Source organism: Corynebacterium sp. TUM25015, assembly GCF_056393505.1.
The window spans coordinates 1391179-1411224 of the sequence record NZ_CM150783.1 but is presented as its reverse complement, the minus strand read 5'-3'; the positions used below and the strand labels follow the sequence as shown (position 1 = coordinate 1411224).

19 protein-coding genes, 1 tRNA gene and 1 other RNA gene are annotated in these 20046 nt (G+C 61.8%); 6 read left to right on the top strand and 15 right to left on the bottom strand.

The window, feature by feature from the left end:
* Nucleotides 1-17 precede the first annotated feature (17 nt).
* Entirely contained in the window at nt 18-1355 is a 1338-nt protein-coding gene (locus AC06DS_RS06425; protein ID WP_448307210.1) for a glutamine synthetase family protein, read from the bottom strand.
* A gap of 132 nt (nt 1356-1487) precedes the next feature.
* Between AC06DS_RS06425 and panB the strand changes: the two genes are divergently transcribed.
* Nucleotides 1488-2339: a 3-methyl-2-oxobutanoate hydroxymethyltransferase gene (gene panB / locus AC06DS_RS06420; protein ID WP_477100267.1), complete on the top strand. Its 852-nt coding sequence runs from the start codon at nt 1488-1490 to the stop codon at nt 2337-2339.
* A 262-nt stretch (nt 2340-2601) separates the two neighbouring features.
* On the opposite strand, the gene AC06DS_RS06415 is transcribed toward panB, so the two are convergent.
* The 8 genes from AC06DS_RS06415 to AC06DS_RS06380 form a co-directional block, all read right to left on the bottom strand.
* Nucleotides 2602-3420: a hypothetical protein gene (locus tag AC06DS_RS06415; protein ID WP_477100266.1), complete on the bottom strand. Its 819-nt coding sequence runs from the start codon at nt 3418-3420 to the stop codon at nt 2602-2604.
* Between the two features lie 102 nt (nt 3421-3522).
* On the bottom strand, nt 3523-3876 hold the full coding sequence (locus AC06DS_RS06410; protein ID WP_477100265.1) for a DUF202 domain-containing protein: 354 nt from the start codon (nt 3874-3876) through the stop codon (nt 3523-3525).
* 36 nt (nt 3877-3912) lie between these two features.
* Entirely contained in the window at nt 3913-4368 is a 456-nt protein-coding gene (locus tag AC06DS_RS06405) for a YidH family protein (RefSeq protein ID WP_448307217.1), read from the bottom strand.
* Complete coding sequence (locus tag AC06DS_RS06400) at nt 4358-4549, bottom strand: SPOR domain-containing protein (RefSeq protein WP_477100264.1); 192 nt, start codon at nt 4547-4549, stop codon at nt 4358-4360. The genes AC06DS_RS06405 and AC06DS_RS06400 overlap by 11 nt, the downstream gene beginning before the upstream one ends.
* Before the next feature lie 38 nt (nt 4550-4587).
* Nucleotides 4588-6132, bottom strand: a complete 1545-nt coding sequence (locus AC06DS_RS06395) for an RNB domain-containing ribonuclease (protein WP_477100263.1) — start codon at nt 6130-6132, stop codon at nt 4588-4590.
* Between the two features lie 59 nt (nt 6133-6191).
* An RNA gene (gene rnpB / locus AC06DS_RS06390) (RNase P RNA component class A) lies at nt 6192-6660 on the bottom strand.
* Nucleotides 6661-6688: 28 nt separating this feature from the next.
* Entirely contained in the window at nt 6689-8008 is a 1320-nt protein-coding gene (locus AC06DS_RS06385; RefSeq protein ID WP_477100262.1) for a bifunctional RNase H/acid phosphatase, read from the bottom strand.
* Nucleotides 8009-8116: 108 nt separating this feature from the next.
* Nucleotides 8117-9301 carry a Nif3-like dinuclear metal center hexameric protein gene (locus AC06DS_RS06380; protein WP_477100261.1) on the bottom strand — a complete coding sequence of 395 codons (1185 nt, stop codon included), beginning with the start codon at nt 9299-9301 and terminating at the stop codon, nt 8117-8119.
* Between the two features lie 69 nt (nt 9302-9370).
* Between AC06DS_RS06380 and AC06DS_RS06375 the strand changes: the two genes are divergently transcribed.
* Both AC06DS_RS06375 and AC06DS_RS06370 read left to right on the top strand, forming a co-directional pair.
* Complete coding sequence (locus tag AC06DS_RS06375; protein ID WP_473963382.1) at nt 9371-10087, top strand: HAD hydrolase-like protein; 717 nt, start codon at nt 9371-9373, stop codon at nt 10085-10087.
* 105 nt (nt 10088-10192) lie between these two features.
* Nucleotides 10193-10747, top strand: a complete 555-nt coding sequence (locus tag AC06DS_RS06370) for a low molecular weight protein-tyrosine-phosphatase (RefSeq protein ID WP_477100260.1) — start codon at nt 10193-10195, stop codon at nt 10745-10747.
* A gap of 290 nt (nt 10748-11037) precedes the next feature.
* Here AC06DS_RS06370 and AC06DS_RS06365 read toward each other — a convergent pair whose 3' ends face one another.
* The 3 genes from AC06DS_RS06365 to AC06DS_RS06355 form a co-directional block, all read right to left on the bottom strand.
* Nucleotides 11038-12162, bottom strand: a complete 1125-nt coding sequence (locus AC06DS_RS06365) for an SURF1 family cytochrome oxidase biogenesis protein (protein ID WP_477100259.1) — start codon at nt 12160-12162, stop codon at nt 11038-11040.
* Nucleotides 12163-12280: 118 nt separating this feature from the next.
* Nucleotides 12281-12353, bottom strand: a tRNA-Val gene (locus AC06DS_RS06360).
* 145 nt (nt 12354-12498) lie between these two features.
* Nucleotides 12499-12876, bottom strand: coding sequence for a DUF3052 domain-containing protein (locus AC06DS_RS06355; protein WP_448307473.1), 378 nt, complete (start codon nt 12874-12876; stop codon nt 12499-12501).
* Between the two features lie 348 nt (nt 12877-13224).
* Here AC06DS_RS06355 and aceE point away from each other — a divergent pair, with 348 nt between their 5' ends.
* Nucleotides 13225-15981 (top strand): pyruvate dehydrogenase (acetyl-transferring), homodimeric type, encoded by a 2757-nt coding sequence (aceE, locus tag AC06DS_RS06350; RefSeq protein ID WP_477100258.1) that lies wholly within the window; start codon nt 13225-13227, stop codon nt 15979-15981.
* Here aceE and AC06DS_RS06345 read toward each other — a convergent pair.
* Nucleotides 15978-16991: an alpha/beta fold hydrolase gene (locus AC06DS_RS06345; RefSeq protein ID WP_477100257.1), complete on the bottom strand. Its 1014-nt coding sequence runs from the start codon at nt 16989-16991 to the stop codon at nt 15978-15980. The genes aceE and AC06DS_RS06345 overlap by 4 nt on opposite strands.
* A 161-nt stretch (nt 16992-17152) precedes the next feature.
* On the opposite strand from AC06DS_RS06345, the gene AC06DS_RS06340 reads away from it, so the two are divergent.
* Both AC06DS_RS06340 and AC06DS_RS06335 read left to right on the top strand, forming a co-directional pair.
* On the top strand, nt 17153-17509 hold the full coding sequence (locus AC06DS_RS06340; protein ID WP_477100256.1) for an acyl carrier protein: 357 nt from the start codon (nt 17153-17155) through the stop codon (nt 17507-17509).
* On the top strand, nt 17506-18378 hold the full coding sequence (locus AC06DS_RS06335) for a serine hydrolase domain-containing protein (RefSeq protein WP_477100255.1): 873 nt from the start codon (nt 17506-17508) through the stop codon (nt 18376-18378). The genes AC06DS_RS06340 and AC06DS_RS06335 overlap by 4 nt, the downstream gene beginning before the upstream one ends.
* 35 nt (nt 18379-18413) lie before the next feature.
* On the opposite strand, the gene AC06DS_RS06330 is transcribed toward AC06DS_RS06335, so the two are convergent.
* The gene (locus AC06DS_RS06330; protein ID WP_477100254.1) at nt 18414-19352 is read right to left on the bottom strand and encodes an amino acid ABC transporter permease; all 939 of its coding nucleotides are present in this window, start codon (nt 19350-19352) and stop codon (nt 18414-18416) included.
* Entirely contained in the window at nt 19352-20038 is a 687-nt protein-coding gene (locus AC06DS_RS06325; RefSeq protein ID WP_477100253.1) for an amino acid ABC transporter permease, read from the bottom strand. The genes AC06DS_RS06330 and AC06DS_RS06325 overlap by 1 nt, the downstream gene beginning before the upstream one ends.
* Nucleotides 20039-20046: the final 8 nt, after the last annotated feature.

Here is a 20046-nt window from a genome sequence, read left to right as displayed (position 1 = left end):
GCGTCACGAAAAAAGACCTAGAACGGCAGATTATTTCGCAGCTCCCACGGCGTGATCTGTGCTTGGTACTCGTACCACTCGCGCCACTTGTTGCGTAGGAAGAACTCAAAGACGTGCTCGCCGAGGGCATCGGCGACCAGCTCGGAGCGCTCCATCTCTCGCAATGCGCTGTTGAGGTCGGAGGGCAGATCCTTGTAACCGGCGGCAATGCGCTCGCGGCGGGTCATGAGGGAAACGTCCTCCTCCGCCGGGGCAGGCAACTCGTAGTCATCCTTAATGCCCTTCAGGCCAGCTGCCAACAACACTGAATAAGCCAAGTACGGGTTGCAGGCACTATCCGGCGAGCGCACCTCCACGCGACGGGATGCCGCCTTGTGCTGCGTGTACATCGGCAGGCGAACCATCGCTGAACGGTTCGACGCTCCCCATGCCGCCGCGCGCGGAGCCTCATCGCCAGACGTAATGCGCTTGTACGAGTTCACCCATTGGTTGGTGACCGCAGAAATCTCCGGGGCGTGCTCCAAGATGCCCGCGATGAAGGACTTCGCAGTTCTGGAAAGGCGCAACTCGTCATCCGGGTCGTGGAACGCATTGTTATCGCCCTCGAACAAGGACATGTGAGTGTGCATGGCCGAACCGGCGTGCTCCTGGAACGGCTTCGGCATGAACGTCGCGGCCACTCCATTGCGGCGGGCGACCTGCTTGATCAGGTAGCGGAACGTCATTACGTTATCGGCCATTGTCAGCGCATCGGCGTAGCGCAGGTCGATCTCCTGTTGCCCCGGTGCGTTCTCGTGATGGGAAAACTCCACAGAGATTCCCATGTGCTCCAATGCGCTGATCGCATGGGCGCGGAAAGCCGGAGCATCGTCGGTGACGGCCTGGTCGAAGTAGCCACCGCTATCCGTCGGCACTGGCGGGTAGCCCTTCGTCTCCAGCTCCTTGACCAGGAAGAACTCGATCTCCGGGTGGACATAGCAGCTGAATCCCTGGTCCGCGGCAGCCTTGATTTGTCGGCGCAGCACCTGGCGCGGGTCTGCCCACGACGGCGTACCATCCGGCATCGCAATATCGCAGAACATGCGTGCCGATAGCTCCCCGGTGTCGGATTTAAACGGCAGAATCTGGAACGTCGACGGGTCCGGCTGTGCAATAGTGTCGGACTCCGCGATACGGGAAAAGCCCTCGATCGCCGAACCGTCGAAGCCAATGCCCTCCTCAAAAGCTCCTTCTAGCTCTGCTGGCACCACTGCCACGGATTTCAGATACCCCTGGATATCTGTAAACCAAAGGCGAACAAAGCGGATGTCGCGTTCTTCCAGCGTGCGCAGAACATATTCCTGTTGGCGATTCATAGCCTCCATTGTAGAAGTTTCGCCCTGCCTGCTGTGCCACTCTGGCAATCGCTTCACCCAGGCACATTGGCAGGCCCCACGCTGAGGCCGCTTCGTTGGGGAGGCCGAGGGGGCGTCACTATAGTGAACAGCATGACTGCAACATCTGGAACATCGGGCTCGACCCCCAACGGCTACCTGGTGCCCACCAAGAAGGTGCGCATCGCGGATCTGAAGGCGCGCAAGGGCTCCGGCGAGCCGTTCGCGATGCTGACGGCCTACGACTATTCCACCGCCGTGGCCTTTGCGGAGGCAGGCGTGGAGATCATGCTGGTCGGCGATTCTGCCGCGAATGTCGTTTTTGGCTATGACGCGACCCAGCGGATCAGTATGGATGAGATGGTGTACTTGGTCGCTGCCGTTGTGCGCGGCGCTGGTAATGCGGCTGTGGTCGCTGACCTGCCCTTCGGCACCTATGAGGCTTCGGATGAGCAGGCTGTGAAGGCTGCGTCCGAGATGCTGCACCGCACGGGCGCGCACGCGGTGAAGATCGAGGGTGGGGTGCGGATGGCGGACCGTATTCGCGCCATTACCGACGCCGGTATCTCCGTGTGTGCACACATCGGATTTACTCCGCAGTCGGTGAACCAGCTGGGCGGCTTCAAGGTGCAGGGTCGCGGGGCTGGCGCCGAGCAGTTGCTGGCTGATGCGCGTGCCGTGCAGGAGGCCGGTGCCGACATGGTTGTTCTGGAGATGGTGCCGGCTGATGTGGCAGCTTCGGTAACTCAAGAACTAGCCATCCCGACCATCGGTATTGGCGCAGGTCCGGACTGCGATGGGCAGGTTCTGGTGTGGCATGACATGGCTGCATTCCCGGCTGGTGGGCACCGTCCGCGCTTCGCTAAGCAGTGGGCTTCGGTGGGTGCGGATATGACCGCAGCTGCGGCGGCCTACAAGCGAGAGGTTGCTGAGGGGACGTTCCCTGCGGAAGAGCACTGCTTCTAGCTGGCATTTTGCCGGCAGCCCTCGCCCTCACAGCCCCTTTCCCACACCCCATCAAAGACTAAATGTCGCTGAATCGGGATTCTGCTGCACCCCGGCAGGTCACACCCCCGAGCCCCAACTCTCTGACCTGCAGTTTCTCACACTTGCAAACCATAACCAATAACACATTCCCGATCTAGCGACATTCCGCACTTCGTGGCACCCAGCGTCCGCCAAAATCAATACCAAAATCCCATTTTGGCGAAACCAAACTTTATTGAAACTAGCTCTTGGTGGCGGCTCTCTCCATGACGTAGACGTGGAACCGGACCGCCAAACCTTCGTCCGCGGAGTTTTCCAGACTCACCCCCTCGGCTCTTTGGACAAAGCCTGGATCCTCACCGAACTTGAAAACCGGAGTTAGCTGATACGTCGTCCCGTCCTTTTCCGCAGCAACTGGTGAGACTTTATATCCACCACACAGTATGGACATCCCGTTTCTGTCCATTTGTTGTGGTGCACTATGGTCAGCTTCACTACGGTCAGCTTCTTGACCTGTACCTTTAGCAGTCGTTCTATCAGCTGACTTACCTTCGCAGCCGAGCAAATTGTATTGCTGCAGCTCACTGTTTTGTGACAGAGCGACAAGAATATCCTGGTGATATTTTTCTATGAATGTTGGCTTGCGCCGGTCCATCTTTACCCAGTCAGCAGATAAACCGTCAGCGACTATGGGGGTGCCCCCTCCCAACAAAGGGACCCCTCCCCCTTCACCATGCCTATCCATAGAGAAAATTTTCGCAGATACCGGACCAGGGAAAACGACCAGCACGGTGGATACCGCAACAACAACGGCATATGTCGAAAAAATCACTGTCAAAGGAATCGCCAGGGAACCAGTCTGCCCACCAGGGTTTCTGCTATTCCGCGCATTCCGTGCTTTCCACCCAATCCGCGATGCGTAGACGATCAGCAAAACCCAAATCAAAAGGCTTGTACACGCACAGAAAAGAACGAAGGCATAAAACACCAAGTCAATAACATGAACCCCTGGTGCCACGTCAGAGACGTCGAAAGTCCTGTAGAAAACGTCAAAGTCCACAAACTCGCCTTTCTAGCTATTCCCTGCAATCCGCTCACCCGCCTCCGAACGCATGAAGCAAGGCAACTTGGTCAGGCGCCTAACTTGGTGGAGCGGTTGGGGCTAGATGGCGTCCAGAATAACGAAGGTGGCGGCGACCACGCCGCAGATCAGGACAGCCGCAGTCACCGCAACGACCGAGCCGACGTTTGTGGTGAGGCGTTCGGCGCGCAGGCCGGCGCTGAAGCGCAGGTAGCGGCGCCGTTGGGTCAGCAGAATCAATGCCGCAAGCAGCACTAACACTCCCGCGGCGGGCAGAACGATCACGCCGTAGCGGCCGATCCACCGGAACAACATCGCGCTAACGACCAGCAGCGCCAGCACGGTGCGCTGCCACGACAGGCTGGTGCGCTCCGGCTGAAGCCCCAGGTCAGAGTGCGGGCGCTCGGGCACCTCCCGCGCACCCTGGCGTGACACCTCCCGCGCAGCCCCAGGCACCGCCCGGCGCCTCACCTACAGCTCCATCCCAAAGTCGCCGAAGATCACAAACCCCAGCACAACCGCGCATGCCACCACGGCCACCCCCGCCAGAAAGGGCACGATCGCAGGTACGGGCAGAGCCTTCCCTGTCCGCATGGCACGCTCCACGCGAAGCCACCGCACCGCCGCCCCCAGCCCGATCAGCATGCCAACGATCAGCACCAGCACGGCTGCGGTACTCCACAAATGCTCGGGTACGTCCGGCGAGCGGAACGCCTCCAGCGCCACCCCGCCAGCCAGAAACGCCAGGCTAGTGCGGATCCACGCCAAGAAGGTGCGTTCGTTCGCCAGGGTGAAGCGCGGGTCCGGCTCCTTCCCCTCCGGCAGTAGGGTCCGCGCCAGCCACGAACGCTCGTCCGTACTCGCGCTATCGCACCCAGCGTCCGCGCCATCGCACCCGGCGCCCGCGCTAGGATCCTTAGTCGTCATTCTCTTCCGCGTCGTATTCCTCGGCCTCCTTGGTGCGCTGCTGCGCGGTCGCGATGGCCGCCTGGGCCTCCTCGCGCGAGTCGTATGGCCCCATGCGGTTCTCCCAGGCGCCGTCCTTGCCCTGGCTTACCTGGCCGGTTTTCGTGTCGTAGTACCACTTCTGCGCATCGTTTTCGCTCATAGGCTCATGTGTACCACACGCGCCGGACAACCCCTGTTCTAATCGGCTGGCCAGGCGAAACGCACCTTTCGCTCTGCCGGATCGGCCTTAATCAGGGTTACTTTAATTGTTGACGCCTCGTCTGGGCCGCCCACACAAGTCGTCAAGATGGGCGGCTCCTCGACCAAGATTTTCGCCTTGTCTCCGCCGTCGCTATTGAGCACCGTCGCGTTGAAGTTCTGGCCCACCCACGGTTGCAAAACGACCGCTTCGGTGAGCCCCAGGCAGGCGCGATCGACGGCACTGGCCGTCTGACCGCTGGATTTCATCGTGCCGAGGACCTGGTCGACGTTGGCGGTGACCCACTCCGGGATGGGCTGTTCACTGGCGATAGCCAGGCAGACCTCCGTAGCGAAGCGGTCCACCAGGCGCCGCAGCGGCGCGGTGACGTGCGCGTAGTGGCCGCCGATCCCCGCATGGATGCTGGGCTGCTCCTCGCTGGCTTTGGCCGCACCGTCATCAGTCGCGCCAGCGTCCGCACCGTCGGTATCCCCGCCGACCAGCCCGAAGTGCTGATACCCCGCCCCGCGCAGAAGACTCTGCGCGTCGCGCATAAGTGCCATGCCGCGCGGCGTAGAGGCGTCAATATCAGCGAGCAACTCCCCGATCGGGCGGCCGGACCGATCGAACCCTAACGCCCGCGCGCCGTGGTCGAAGGCGGCAATGTCCTTTGCCCCGGCGGGCGGTAGTGTGCGCAGGATACCCACGCCCGCGCGCACCATCATCTCGCCCGCGCACATACCGGCAAGCAGCGACAGTTCAGCGTTGAAGTCGTTCATCTCCAACCGCTCGTCGATCTCCAATTCGTACCGCTCGGAACCGTCCTCGGCCTCTACTCGCTCCACCGAAATGGAGGGCAACCGCAGGTTTATTGCCTGACGCCGCAGATCAGATCCCTGGCGCGCGCGACCAACTTCGGGCAGCTGCGCGATGGCGGGGTGCAAAGTACCACCCTTCATGTCCGCCTCCACCTCTGTGTAATCAAAGCGCTTCACGGAACGAATCAGCGCGCGGTACACGGTGCAGTCCGCGACCTCACCGTCGGCGCGCAGCAAAATATCCCATACCACGGCCGGGCGAGTCTGATCCGGCAATAGCGAGGCGCTCCCCTCCGAGAGCTCCGCAGGGTGCAGCCGGGTGGGCTCGTCCGGCAGGTACATGGTTTGGCCACGCTGGAGGGATTCCGCCATCAGCGCCCCGGCTGGATCAACAAACGCGGCAACGTCCGCGATTGCATAGAGCACGCGCCACCGCGCCGCATTACCTCCGCCGTCGGCGCTTGCTCCTCCGTCGGTTCCCGCCCCGCCGTCGCTGATCCCGCTTGCAACACCCGGCGCGTCCTGAATATTCACCGCCTGATCCAAATCCATCGAACCTGCGGGGTCGATCGTCACAAAAGGAATATCCCGCAGATCACGACGTTGGTCTGCATGACGGTCCGTGGCCTGCAACGCTTCGGCGTGAACGTCCTCGGGGAATCGTTCCGGCAGTTCGAATTCCTCTGCAATGGTGCGGAAGTTCAGCTCGGCGGCGAAAAGTTTCATGCCTCCAAGAGTGACACAACCGCGCCACCCCGGCCACGCCTAAGCCCCAAAAAATTTTTAAGTCGAGACAGCCTGTGAGCCGGATTCTGTCCTATCCCCCCGCACACCCCGCAGCACCTCGAAGGGCACGCCAGGAGTGCGTGAAGACGAGGCGATCATCCATCTGAACCCACCATTGCTGATGGGTTTCAAGCGGCCTACCTGCTCATGGTTGGGCGGGCAGCCCTAGAGCTACGCCGCACGCTGGTGCGCCATCTGGGATAGCGCGCGTGCGAGCACCTTGACCTTGCTCCCGGTGGGGTTTACCTAGCCACCCCAGTCACCTGGGGCGCTGGTGCGCTCTTACCGCACCTTTTCACCCTTACCCGCGCGTGGCGGGCGGTTTATTTTCTGTGGCACTGTTCCCGCGAGTCACCCCGGGTTGCTGTTAGCAACCACCGTTGCCCTGTGGAGTCCGGACTTTCCTCCGCGCCCGGCCTGCCCCGTGTGCAGGGTGGTTCCGCGCGCCGCGATCGCCCGACCGTCTCGACAAGGGTTAACTCTAGCGCACCACTTCTTAGTGAAGGTAGTGCGTGTCGTTGACCCGTCGTACCACGGCGCTGTCATTATTGACGCCCAGCTTGCCCGAACGGGCCATCTCATTTGGACCGAAGAGCTCAATGACGCTCAAACCTGCCAAGTCCAAGTGCAGCGTGCGATACAACGCACCACTTGTGCACAGTGCGTAGCGCAGCATGGACTTAATGGGAGTCACGTGGCTGACCACCACAACCTCCTCGCCCGGGTGGTTGCGCGCAACATCACGCAGGAAGGAGCGCACGCGGTCGAACACCTCGTCGGGGCTTTCACCTCCGCTGGGTGCGGCGGAGCTATCCCACAGGCAGGCATCGTGTTCTAAGGGGAACTGCTCCATGACCTCGGTGAAGGTGCGCCCTTCCCAGTCTCCAAAGTCCATCTCGATGAGAGACTCAGTAAATTGAATGCGCGATGTGGCCGCGCTGGTCTGTCCAATAGCCTCGACCACGGCCTCCGCTGTCTGGCGGGTGCGTTGCAGCGGGGAGCTGTACACAGCCACTGGACCAGGACTGGAGCTGGCATCTGCGCCAGTTCCCCCGCTAGCCGGTCGCCCCGCCAGGCGCCTAGCCAACTGCCCGGCCACATAAACAGCGGCCCGCTGGGCTTGCTCGCGCCCGTGAGCGGTCAACTCCGGATCGGACAGCCCGGAGAACTGTCCCTGCACACTCATTTCCGTCTGTCCGTGGCGCAGCACCCAGAGGCGGGTCGGCTCCCCTCCGGGGTGCCATTCCGGCGAGCTCGCAGCATCCGTCACAGCACCAGCGGAACTCTGCACACCAGCATCCTCTGCTGCGGTACGTGCAGCATCGGCATCCGCAGCACCCTGCTCTGGAGTGGCGGCCGATTGGAACGAAAGGGCGTCATCAAACCAGCGACCCCCAACCCGATCATCCATCGCACGATTGGCCAGCTCGTCGGCGCGCTTGTTCTGCGCTCGCGGCACCCAGTTGTAGGTGACGGCGGCGAGGGTGGACTCAATGTCCTTGACCCGCGCGGCCAGGGGCTTCATGTCAGGGTGCTTGATCTTCCAGCGCCCGCTCATCTGCTCAACGACAAGCTTGGAATCCATGCGCACCTCGATCTCCAGCTCACTCGGAGCTACCCCCTGGATCTCGGCAACGTCAATGGCTAGCTCCAGGGCATTGATCAGCCCCTGGTACTCCGCCACGTTGTTGGTGGCTTTGGCAATAAACTCCCAACGTGCGGCCACCTCATGGTCGCCGTCCAGCACCGAGCTTCCGCACCCCGCGATGCCCGGATTACCGCGGGAACCTCCATCGCACTCCACGTACAAGCGCATCCTGTATCACCCTCGATCACCCTTGTTCAACGAATCTTCAGGCCACTCTAGCGCAGCGGCAGGACATGAACTTTGGGGTGTCGGCAATCTCGTCTGCCTGGATGCTCGCTACTTCTCGTGCACGGTCCACGGATCAGTGCGCACGTCGATCACTGTGGTCTGTACCTTCGTTGCCTTCTTTACGACGCCCTCCGCCTGCGAACACCACGGAAACTCACTAGCCCAGTGGGCAGTATCGATGACGGGGCATCCACCCATGCGCAAGTGTTCATCCACCGGGTGGTGGCGCAGATCGGAGGTCACGAAGCAGTCCACGTCCATCTTGGCGACTTGGCCCAGGAAGCTGTCGCCGGCGCCACTGGCGACGGCGACGGTGCGGATCATGGCGTCCGGATTTCCGGCTGCACGCACGCCCCATTCAGTGCTGGGCAGTCGCTCGGCCACCCGCGCGGTGAACTCCCGCAAGGTCATGGGCGTATCCAGCTCGCCGACGCGCCCAATGCCGAGTTGCTGGTCGGCGGGCGTGGGCAGGGAGGTTTCCACGCAGTCATATGCCGGCTCCTCATAGGGGTGGGCCTTGATCAAAGCCGCGCGGATGGCCTCCCGCTTCGCGGCGGGGGCGACGAACTCGATGCGGACTTCTTCGACCGTTTCCACTTCTCCCACTACCCCGAGGTGCGGGTTCGCCCCTTCCGTAGGCAGGAACTGTCCCGTGACGGAGAACTCAAAGCATGCCTGCTCATAGTCGCCCTGTGCGCCGCCGCCTGCGGAAAAGATGGCGGACTTCACCGCAGGGGCGTCACTAAGAGGAACGGTGAAACCCCACTTATCGGTGCCGGAAGGAATCGGACGCAGCGCAGCACCCGGGGTTACCCCAAGGAGTTCGGCCAGGCGATCGTTGACGCCGGGGCGGGCGGAATCGGCATTCGTGTGCGCGGCGAACAGGGCGATGCCGTGGCGGATGAGCTTGTGGACGATGCGGCCCTTTGGCGAATTCGCGGGCACGGCGGTGACCCCGCGGAGCAGGAGCGGATGGTGGACGACCAGCATCTGGGCGCCCAGCTCGATGGCGGCGTCCACTACGGCATCAGTGCAGTCCAGCGCGAAGGCAACCTTGTCGGCGGGCTCGGCGGGGTCGCCGCAGATCAGGCCGACCGCATCCCAGGATTCAGCGAGGTGGGGCGGGTAAGCAGCCTCGAGGGCAGCGATGACGTCGGCGACGGTGGTTGCGGCAGTTTCGGCGGGCTGGCTGGCGGGCTGGGCAGGCTGGGCGGTTGGTTCGGCAGCGGACACGGGGGTTCTCCTGGGGATGGCTAAATTCTCTGTCCCACCCAGCCTAGCTAGATCTGACAGACTGGAAAGGTGCGCGATTTACCAATTCTGCTTATAGATGTAGACGGAACCTTGATGGATAGCTACCCCGGCATCCGAGCCAGCTTCGTTAAGGCGCTGGAAACACACGGGGTGCCGGTACCACCCGAGGAGCGGGTGCGGCAGATCCCCGGCCCGCCGATGGTCGAGACCCTGGCGGACATTGGGCTAGAAGGCGAACTGCTGCAGAAGGTCTTCGACACATATCTGGCAGACCAGCAGGACGGGCGCTGGCGCGAGGCCACCCCTTTCCCGGGAATGCGCGAGCTGCTGGAGAAGTGGTCCGGCGAGGGCATTGTGCTGTCCACGGCGACGTCGAAGTCCGAGGTTTCCGCAGAGCGGATCCTGCGCGAGCACGACATGATGAAGTACTTCGCGGTGCTCGGCGCTGCGCAGGAGGACGGCACCCGCCGCTCGAAAGCCGCCGTGATCGAATATGCGCTAGAGCAGCTGAAAGAGGCTGACGAGGTGCGCGAGATGCTGGCTCACATGAGTGCGGAAGAAGGGCTGCAGGCCCTCGACCCGACGAAGATGCTGCTGATCGGTGACCGCATCCACGATGTGGAGGGCGCCGCGCAGTCGGGCATTCCGACGGTGCTGGTGGGCTGGGGATATGGCTCGGATGAAGAGCGCGCAAAGGCCGCCTACACCGTAGACACTCCCGCGGAGCTAGACGCGCTGGTGCAGCGCTGGGCCAACGAGGGGTAAAGATCCGGGCTGGGAGGCCGCTCTAGAAGTCGGTCCTACGAATCAGGGCAAGAAAATCAGAGCAAAAGAATCCGGACAAAGGAATCAGGGCAAGAAAGGATTTCAATGCACATTACTGTCGTTTGCACGGGCAATATCTGCCGTTCTCCGATGGGCGAGGTCATCCTCCGTGCTGGCCTCGAGGACGCCGGGATCGCCACCAGCCACTCCCCAGCCGCGGAATCCACTGGTGCTACCGGTTCCACTGGAGCTACCAGTTCCGCGGGTGCTGCCGGTTCCGCTGACGCACCCGTGACCCTGAACTCCTGCGGACTCGGCGGCTGGCACATCGGCGACGGCGCTGACGATCGGGCCGTGGACGAGTTGGCGTCATTGGGCTACGACGGCACCACCCACCGCGCGGCACAGCTCGGACCTGCGCATATGGGCGCCGACCTTTTCCTGGCCATGGACGACGGGCATGTGCGCGGCCTGCGCAATGCGGGTGTGGATGCGGATCGCATTCGCCTGTTCCGTAGCTTCGACGCCGACTCCCCCGCCGGTGCCGAAGTCGCCGACCCGTACTACGGCCACCGCTCGGATTTTGCCGAGGTCGGGCACCAGATTGAGGCCGCTGTGCCGGGAATTGTCGCGTATGTGCAGGAGCAGCTAGGGCAGTAGGAAGTTGGCTGCGGTACTTGGTGGCTGACGGCGGCAATACCCGGGTGCCCGACTGCCCGCCCCTGTCAAATGTCGCTAGATCGGGAATGTGTTACCACAAACCGTTTTCATCCAGATGAAACTGCTGGTCAGAGCGTTGCGCAAATTTGCAAAACGATCCGAGCGCTGACAGATTCCCGATTCAACGACATTCCCACCCCTAGAAGCCCCACACATTCCCGATCTAACGACATCAGGATGAAAGACTCAGTGCGATACGCCCAAGCCCCCGGTGAGATTAACCAGCGGAATTAGAAACGCTCCTTGCCACGCTTTTCGGCGCGGAGTTCCTCAAACCGGGAGCGGGTTCCTCCGTAACGATCAGCCAGGTCAGTGTGCTTTCTGGGCTCCTTTTGAGACTTCTCGCCGGAAGCACTTTCGTCCCTGATCAAGGAGGATTTCGCGTCGCTTCGCTGGGATTTGGCATCGGCTGCAGCAGCTGCTTCAGCACCGTCACCTGTGGAAGCGCCAACACCGTCAGCGCCACCAGCACCGTCACCGACGTCAGCGCCACCAGCACCGTCCCCGCCAGCACCCCCGCTGACCTGGGCATTGAGGCGGGCGACCTCGGCGCTTTCCTCGCGCTCACGCCGGCGCTCCCGCATCTCCGCATACACAAACCACCCCAGCCCCACCGGCGCCAGAATGCCGAACGCAATCCACTGAATCCCGTAGGACAAGTTCGTGCTGCCATCCAAATGAGGCAGTGGTAGCGCCTGCAGATCCGGCGCACCCGCACCGTCACCAGCCATGCCGTTCAGCCGATCCACGCTCTCCGAATCCAACTGCACATAATCCGCAGCCAGCTTCTCCTGCGTCTCCTCGGAAATCTGCTTCGTCGACATACCTGTGACCTGCGTATACCCTTGAGCCTTCGTTGGCTTCGCATCCGGCACAGCCTCGCTCATGCGGATAAACCCGGTCACTTTCACGTCGTCCCGCGGCGCATCCTTCAACCGCGGCGCAGCCCCGTTCCCCTCCACGGCAACCCACCCGCGATGCACCAGAACAGTCTGGCCGCTGTCGAGGCGAAAGGGCGTCAACGATTGATAAGAATGAGTCGAGTCGACCGGACGGTTGCGCAGCAGCACCTCTTTGTCCGGCAGGAAATGGCCCTGTAGCGTGACTCTGGTCCATTCTTTTTCGACGCCCACTGATCCCCCGTCGCCCGGGATCACCTCGTTAATCGGGGCGGGATCAATCTGCAGGGATTGTTCAAGACGCTGGTTGAAGGCGTTTTTGTCCTTGTTCTTTCCCAGTTGCCAGGGGGCCAAGAAGCTGAATGCGGTGTAGGTGAAAGCGATGATCAGGATGGCGGTTATGACCCATCCGGGTGTGAGGAAGTTTCGCCAACCGCTGCGCTTCGTGGAAGTCATGAATCCCATTATTCTCACGACGCGCGAGGTGGCCAAATGTTTCCCCAGTCGCGCTAAGCAACCCTCCGATCAAAAACAAAACACCCCGCAGTCAAAAGTGACTGCGGGGTGAAATCTGTGCGCCCTGACGGGTTCGAACCGCCGACCTGCTGGGTGTAAACCAGCTGCTCTTCCAGCTGAGCTAAAGGCGCCCACTGCTTCGATTACATCGAAACCGCGGCTTCGCTTGAAGCGTTAATGACTCTAGCACATCCAAGACCAAAACAACGAAACCGCAGGTAAAGGCACCAAAATCGCGCAAGGTGATTAGCGTTAAATCGCTAACACTTAGGGAAATTAGCGCTTAGTGCCAGAGGAAACCAGGCAGGCGCCCTGCCAGTTCCCCAGTCGCTCGGACTTGGTCTGCACCAGGCCAGCCAGCTGCGCGGACTCGGCGATCACGCCCGGTTCCACTCGGCCAGCATCTGCCTTCGCGGGGGTCAGCAGCCAAATGCTGCCGTCCTCCCCCAGGCTGCGGGTCGCGTCGACTAGACCGTCGACCAAGTCGCCGTCCTCGTCGCGCCACCAGAGAAGTACAACGTCGACGACCTCGTCGGTGTCGATATCCAACAGTGCGTCGCCAATAGCGTCTTCCAGGGCTTCACTGATGCTGCTGTCACAGTCCTCGTCCCACCCGATCTCCTGGATCAGATAGTCGGACTCCACGTTGAGCACCTTGGCCCAATCGCGTCCGTCCTGCGACTGTGCGCCTTTGGTGCCCTGTGCGCTCTTGGTGTCGATGCCGTGTGCACCGCCAGCGGAGCCTGCAGAGCTCGAAGCCGTACCGGGGGCTATTGCCACTGTTTTTTCGTACCTTTCTGGGAAAGCCAGCCGTGCATAGTTCCGCCGTCTAGCGAGTAGCGAAGTTATCGCAGCTGGTGTGGTTAAAAGTCTTCATTTTTGAACCTAACACAATCCCGTTATCTCCGAAGGTTTTCTAACGGGACTTTGACGTAGTGTGGGAAACACAAGGGGCTTACCCTCAAGCGCCCGTAACCCATGGAACCTAGGAGGACGAAACACATGTCCGCTTCGGCAGAAGAAAACAATAGCGCTTACGATTCCAGCAACTTTGCTCTAATCCGCGATGGAGTGGCCTCGTACTTGGCCGACTCCGACCCGGAGGAAACCCAGGAATGGATGGATTCCCTGGACGGGCTGCTGGAATCCGCAGGCCCCGATCGCGGTCGCTACCTGATGTTGCGCCTGCTCGAGCGTGCAACCGCCAAGCGAGTCCCCCTCCCACCGCTGCTTTCCACCGACTACGTCAACACCATTCCCACCACCCAGGAACCGGAATTCCCCGGTGATGAGGAAATCGAAAAGCGCTACCGCCGTTGGATCCGCTGGAACGCGGCCATCATGGTGCACCGCGCGCAGCGCCCGGGTATTGGGGTGGGTGGCCACATCTCCACCTACGCCGGCGCCGCCCCGCTGTACGAGGTCGGCCTAAACCACTTCTTCCGCGGCAAGGATCACCCAGGCGGCGGGGATCAGATTTTCTTCCAGGGGCACGCCTCCCCGGGCATGTACGCCCGTGCTTTCCTTGAGGGACGCCTCAGCGAGGAGGACCTGGATGCCTTCCGCCAGGAGGCCTCCAAGCCCGGCCATGGCCTCCCCTCTTACCCGCACCCGCACGGCATGCCGGAGTTCTGGGAGTTCCCAACCGTTTCCATGGGTCTGGGTCCGATGGATGCCATCTACCAGGCGCGCTTCAACCGTTACCTGCATGACCGTGGCATCAAGGACACCTCCCAGCAGCACGTTTGGGCTTTCCTCGGCGACGGCGAGATGGATGAGCCGGAGTCTCGCGGCCTGATCCAAACCGCTGCGCTAAACAACCTGGATAACCTCACGTTCGTCATCAACTGCAACCTGCAGCGTCTGGACGGCCCAGTGCGCGGTAACACGAAGATCATCCAGGAGCTGGAGAGCTTCTTCCGCGGCGCGGGCTGGAATGTCATCAAGGTCGTGTGGGGCCGCGAGTGGGACGAGCTGTTCGCCCGCGACGAAGAGGGTGCCCTGGTTCACGCCATGAACACCACTCCGGATGGCGACTTCCAGACGTTCAAGGCCAACGACGGCGCTTACGTCCGCGAGTACTTCTTCAACAAGGATCCGCGCACCGCCAAGCTGGTGGAGAACATGACGGACGAGGAGATTTGGCATCTGCGCCGCGGCGGCCACGACTACCGCAAGATTTACGCCGCCTACAAGCGTGCCCTGGAGACCAAGGATCAGCCGACCGTCATCCTGGCACACACCATTAAGGGCTACGGCCTGGGCCACAACTTCGAGGGGCGCAATGCTACCCACCAGATGAAGAAGCTCACGCTGGACGATCTGAAGCTCTTCCGCGATAAGCAGGACATTCCGATCTCCGACGAGGAGCTGGAGAAGGATCCGTACCTGCCGCCGTACTTCCACCCCGGCCCGGACGCCGAGGAGATCAAGTACATGGTGAACCGCCGCAAGGAACTCGGTGGCTTCCTGCCGGAGCGCCGCGAAAAGTTCACCCCGCTGAAGATGCCGGATCTATCCATCGCCAAGCTGGCCCGCAAGGGTTCCGGCAAGCAGGAAGTCGCCACCACCATGGCGCTGGTTCGCGTGTTCAAGGATCTTATGCGCGACGATGAGCTGAAGAAGCGCATTGTGCCCATCGTGCCTGATGAGGCGCGTACTTTCGGCATGGACTCCTGGTTCCCGACGTTGAAGATCTACAACCCGCACGGCCAGAGCTACACGCCGGTGGATCACGACCTGATGCTTTCCTACCGCGAGGCCACCGACGGCCACATCCTGCACGAGGGCATTTCGGAGGCCGGTTCTCTGGCGTCCTTCATTGCCGCGGGCACCAGCTACGCCACGCACGGCGAGGTCATGATCCCGCTGTACATCTTCTATTCCATGTTCGGCTTCCAGCGCGTCGGCGATGAAATCTGGGCGGCGGGCGACCAGATGTCTCGCGGTTTCCTGATCGGCGCCACCGCAGGCCGCACTACGCTGACAGGCGAGGGCTTGCAGCATATGGACGGCAACTCCCCCGTGTTGGCGTCCACAAACCCTGCCGTGGTGACCTACGACCCGGCGTTTGCCTACGAGATTGCCCACATCGTGCACCGTGGCATCGAGCGCATGTACGGCGAGAACAGCAACGATGGCCGCGGCGAGGACGTGATCTACTACATCACGGCCTACAATGAGCCGATCCACCAGCCGGCGGAACCGGAGGACCTCGACGTGGAGGGTCTGCACAAGGGCATTTACCTTTATGACGCCGCCTCGGATTCAGCGGAGCTGCAGGCCAATATTCTGGCCTCTGGCGTGGCCATGACGGCAGCGTTGAAGGCAAAGGAACTGCTGAAGGAGTTCGACGTCGACGCAAACGTGTTCTCTGTGACCAGCTGGAACGAGCTGGCCCGCGATGGCCAGGCCGTGGAGTTGGAGCAGCTGCGCGATCCGTCGACGGAGCCGCGCACGGCGTTCATCACTCAGCAGCTGGAGGCTGCGGAAGGTCCGTTCGTAGCCGTCAGCGACTACGCCACCACCGTGGCGGAGCAGGTGCGCAAGTGGGTGCCGGGCGAATACGTGGTGCTGGGTGCCGATGGCTTCGGCTTTGCGGATACCCGCGAGGCGGCGCGCCGTTACTTCAACGTAGATGCGGAGTCCATCGTGGTGGGCGTGCTGCTGGGGCTGGCGCGCGAGGGCAAGATCGATCGCTCTGTGGCTGCGGAGGCGGCCGAGCGTTTCCAGATCGACGACCCGACCGCTACCAACTAGCCCAGCAGGTTTAGTAGCGCCCGGTTGACATCCTCCGGGCGTTCAACCGGCAGCATGTGCCCGGACTCCGGGTATTCGTGCAGGTCGGCGCGGGGCCACAGCTCGTGGATGCGTCGGCTCTGGCTGGGCGGGGTGACGTCATCCATTGCGCCGACCAGAATCTCCCCGGGGATGTCGGCAAGCAGCTCGGCGGTGGCGAGTTCGTCGTGTTCCGTCAGGTCGTCGAGGTAGCCCAGCAGGGTGGGCATGGGGGTGTTGGCGATCTCGTTGGCGTGGAAACTCAACACATCGAAGTCGTCGGAGGCGCCGTCGTCCAACGAGCCGTGGTAAATAAAGGCGGCGATAACGGGCTTGATGGCCCACTCCACCAGGCTTTTTGCCCATTCCAATTGGCTGGGGCTCTGTGCCCCTAGCCAACGCACCGCGCGCACCAGCGGGGAGTGCAGAATCTGCGATACGCCCTTGGAGGCGAAAATATCAATCGCCCCGTTGACCAGCGCGATGCCACCGATCCGCTGGCGGTCTTCCCTACTTAGGTGGCGCAACACGCCCAGGACTGTCATCGCACCCATCGAGTGGCCCGCCAGGATCAGCCTGCCCGTCGGTGCAAGTGTGCGGATGGTTTCGGCCAAGTCGATGGCGGTGCGTTCAATGTCCAAGCCCGGCATGGGCTGCGGGCCATTCGTCCCAGGAGTAGTTTCGCTGGCGCCGTGGCCGCGCAGATCAGGCAGCAGGATGCGCAGGTTCGGTAGCTCGCGCACCGCGGCCAGCTGGAAAAACCAGGAGGCGGCCGTCAGGTTGAAGCCGTGTACGAGGATGAGGGTGGTGGGTGCGGACGAGGGGGCGTCCTCATAAGAAAAAGAGTAAGAACGCACCTCGTGGACCGCGACCTTGGCGCCGTCGTCCATGGCGAGGCGGTGGATCCACCGGGCGCGTGGCAGTCCGGGGACGGCGGGCGGGTCGCGCAGCACAATGCTGGCGAGGTTGCGGACGGCGGTGGTAAGACGCATGGGAAGGACCTCCGCAAGATTGTTAGGATGAGTGTACAAACGCCAAAGCGCGCACGACTTGGTCGAGCTGAAGCGAGCTATAGCGAGCTAACGGTTGCTATAGATTTTGTAGCTTAGTGCGCAGCGCGCGGGTCGCGTTAGTTGCAGGAGAGGGAACGAAGATGGCTGAGGAAAACAACCAGCTGGCAGCAGCGCTGTCGAAGAAGTTGAAGCAGGACAGCGCCAACGCCGAGGCAAGCAATAAGGCTGACAGCAAGGCTAACTCTGCAGGCAAGGCCGGCAAGACCGATAAAGCAGATAAGCGCGGAACCGTGCTCGACATCGTGGAGGACGCGACCGGCATTGAGCGCGACGAGTTGGAAGGCTCGAAGCGCCTGGGCGATGACCTGAACATCGACTCGCTCTCCCTGATGGATATTGCCGTGCGCTTGGAAGAGGAATTCGGTGTGGAAGTGCCGGATGAGGACATCAACCGAGTGAAGACCATCGACGAGCTGGTTGGCCTGGTGGATAAGTGAGCGGACAAGTGAGTGCGGAGGCGGATGGCACGGCCAGCGCTGTGGAGAACGTACTCGCCGAGCTGCAGGAATGGCCTGTAGACAACGTAGCCGCGGCGGCGCTGTGGGACGGCACTACGGCAACCTATGGCGACACGGCAGCGCGGTTCCCTCTGGCCAGCGTGAGCAAGCTGATCACCGCTTATGCCGCCCTTTTGGCCGTGGAGGAAGGCGCCTTCGAGCTGGATCAGCAGGTTCCGGCGGAGTTGCTGCCCGAGTTCGACGACCTGCCGACGGTGCGCGAATTGCTGGCGCACACGAGTGGCATTGGTTTCCGCGGCCGCTCCCCGGAAAAGCCGCGCGGTGCTCGGAGGATCTACTCTTCGGCGGGCTACGAGGTGCTGGCGGACTTCATCGCCGCGGAAGCCGACATGCCTTTCGCGGACTACGTGGCCGAGGGCGTGTGCGCACCGTTGGGGATTAAGGTCACGGTCGAGGGCAGCGCGGGGCACGGTTTTTCCGCCTCGGTTGACGCTCTTTCGGCGCTGTGTGCGGAATTTTTGACGCCCACAGTGTTGGCTCCCACCACCCCGCGCGAGGCGCTGGAACCGCAGTGGCCGGAGCTTTCCGGAGTGGTCCCCGGCTATGGAATGCAGAAGCCCTGCCCGTGGGGACTGGGATTTGAACTGCACGGTGAGAAGTCGCCGCACTGGTTGGGCGAAAAGATGCCCGTGACGGTAGCGGGACACTTCGGGCAGTCGGGAACATTCTTATGGTTCCACCCGGAAACAAAGAAAGCCGCCGTCGTCCTCACGGATGAGGACTTCGGCGACTGGGCCAAGCAGCGCTGGGATGGTTTCAACCAGCGACTGTGGGAGGCCATGGGTTAGGCCCTGGCTGCGCTAGAGGTACAGCCGGGTAGGGGTTATTCGAAGGTGGTACGCAGGTCCTTGTGGCCCTCTGCGTGCCAGTCCACGTAGGCATTGTCCTTCGTCTCGATGCCCTGTTCCTTCTGGTGCGGCACCTTTGCAACAATGTTGCGGCGTGCACGGCCAGAGCGCAGCTGGGATTCGATACGCTCGGCCAGCTTCGCCAGACCCATGTTGATCAGGATCATGATTACAGCAATCAGCATCAGCGCCGGGATCATCGCACCGTAGTACTCACCCAGCTGGCGGCCGGAGCGGACAACCTCCACGAAGCCGATCATGTAGCCCAGCGCGGAGTCCTTTAGCGCAATGACCATCTGGGAGATGATCGCAGGCAGCATAGCTGCCACGGCCTGTGGCAGCAGGATCAGGAAGATGGACTGGCGGTGGCTCAAGCCCAAAGCGATAGCGGCTTCGCGCTGGCCGCGCGGTAGCGATTCGATACCCGAGCGCAGGGTCTCGGCGATCACAGAGCCGTTGTACATCGTCAGGCCGAACACCACTGCCGTGAAGCCTAGCCAGTTAGAAGGCACCAGCTGCAGCAGGGAGAATACGGCGTAGGCGAAAAGCATCAGCACCAGCACCGGGATGGAGCGGAAGAATTCCACGATGATTCCGCAGAGCCAGCGGACCGGGGCGGCCATGGATAGGCGCCCCACGCCCAGCAGAGCGCCGATGACCATAGCCAGAACGATGGAGACCACGGCCGCACCAATGGTGGAGATCAAACCGGGGATGATGTACGTCGTCCAGGTTGATCCTTCCAGGAAGAAGGACCACTTTGCGGATTCGAACTGGCCCTTCTCGTTGAGCTTCAAGCCCACTAGAACCAGGATCGCTGCGACTACTACGACCGTGATCACGGTCAGGATTGAGTTGAGCCTGCGGCCCTTGGGGCCTGGGGCGTCATACAAAACAGTTGCGCGTACAGACATTAGCGCTTCACCGCCAATCGCTTACCTGCCCAACCGAAGAACAAACCGGTGGGGAGCGTCAAGATAATAAACCCAATTGCGATGACTCCGAAGATCACCAGGATGTCGCTGGCGTAGTCCTCCGTCAGGGTCTTCATCAACAGGGAGGCTTCGGCCACACCAATCACGGATGCGATGGTGGTGTTCTTCGTCAACGCGATCAGAGTGTTGCCCAGTGGCACGATCGCGCCGCGCAGAGCCTGCGGGAAGATCACGTGGCGGAAGTTCTGACCAAAGCTAAGGCCCAGGGAACGGGCGGCTTCGGCCTGGCCGAAGGGCACGGTATTGATGCCGGAGCGTAATGACTCGGCCACGAAGCAGGAGGTGTAGGCCACGAAGGCCAGAACCGCCAACCGGAAGTTCTGCTTTTCAATGAAGGAATCGTTCTCCACCGCCAGCAGCAGACCGAGGTTGTAGTACAGCCCCATGGAGGCCAGCAGAATGATCAACGTCAGCGGGGTGTTACGAACGATGTTGATGTACCACGCGGACAGGTTGCGCAGGATGGCCACGGGGCTCACGCGCATTGCGGTCAGGATGATTCCGAAGATCATTGATCCCACCGCAGAGAAGAACGTCAACTTGATGGTCACCCAGAATGCCGGTAGCAGTTCGGGCTTCATCTCGGACCATAGTTCGGGATTCATAGTGCGTT

Bases quoted from the DNA above. Each gene is read 5' to 3' on its own strand.
- AC06DS_RS06385 (WP_477100262.1), bottom strand. From the start codon at position 8,008: ATGCGCTTGTACGTGGAGTGCGATGGAGGTTCCCGCGGTAATCCGGGC.
- AC06DS_RS06340 (WP_477100256.1), top strand. From the start codon at position 17,153: ATGGCTGAGGAAAACAACCAGCTGGCAGCAGCGCTGTCGAAGAAGTTG.
- AC06DS_RS06400 (WP_477100264.1), bottom strand. From the start codon at position 4,549: ATGAGCGAAAACGATGCGCAGAAGTGGTACTACGACACGAAAACCGGC.
- AC06DS_RS06325 (WP_477100253.1), bottom strand. From the start codon at position 20,038: ATGAATCCCGAACTATGGTCCGAGATGAAGCCCGAACTGCTACCGGCA.
- AC06DS_RS06395 (WP_477100263.1), bottom strand. From the start codon at position 6,132: ATGAAACTTTTCGCCGCCGAGCTGAACTTCCGCACCATTGCAGAGGAA.
- AC06DS_RS06330 (WP_477100254.1), bottom strand. From the start codon at position 19,352: ATGTCTGTACGCGCAACTGTTTTGTATGACGCCCCAGGCCCCAAGGGC.
- aceE (WP_477100258.1), top strand. From the start codon at position 13,225: ATGTCCGCTTCGGCAGAAGAAAACAATAGCGCTTACGATTCCAGCAAC.
- AC06DS_RS06405 (WP_448307217.1), bottom strand. From the start codon at position 4,368: ATGACGACTAAGGATCCTAGCGCGGGCGCCGGGTGCGATGGCGCGGAC.
- AC06DS_RS06370 (WP_477100260.1), top strand. From the start codon at position 10,193: ATGCACATTACTGTCGTTTGCACGGGCAATATCTGCCGTTCTCCGATG.
- AC06DS_RS06425 (WP_448307210.1), bottom strand. From the start codon at position 1,355: ATGAATCGCCAACAGGAATATGTTCTGCGCACGCTGGAAGAACGCGAC.
- panB (WP_477100267.1), top strand. From the start codon at position 1,488: ATGACTGCAACATCTGGAACATCGGGCTCGACCCCCAACGGCTACCTG.
- AC06DS_RS06345 (WP_477100257.1), bottom strand. From the start codon at position 16,991: ATGCGTCTTACCACCGCCGTCCGCAACCTCGCCAGCATTGTGCTGCGC.
- AC06DS_RS06365 (WP_477100259.1), bottom strand. From the start codon at position 12,162: ATGACTTCCACGAAGCGCAGCGGTTGGCGAAACTTCCTCACACCCGGA.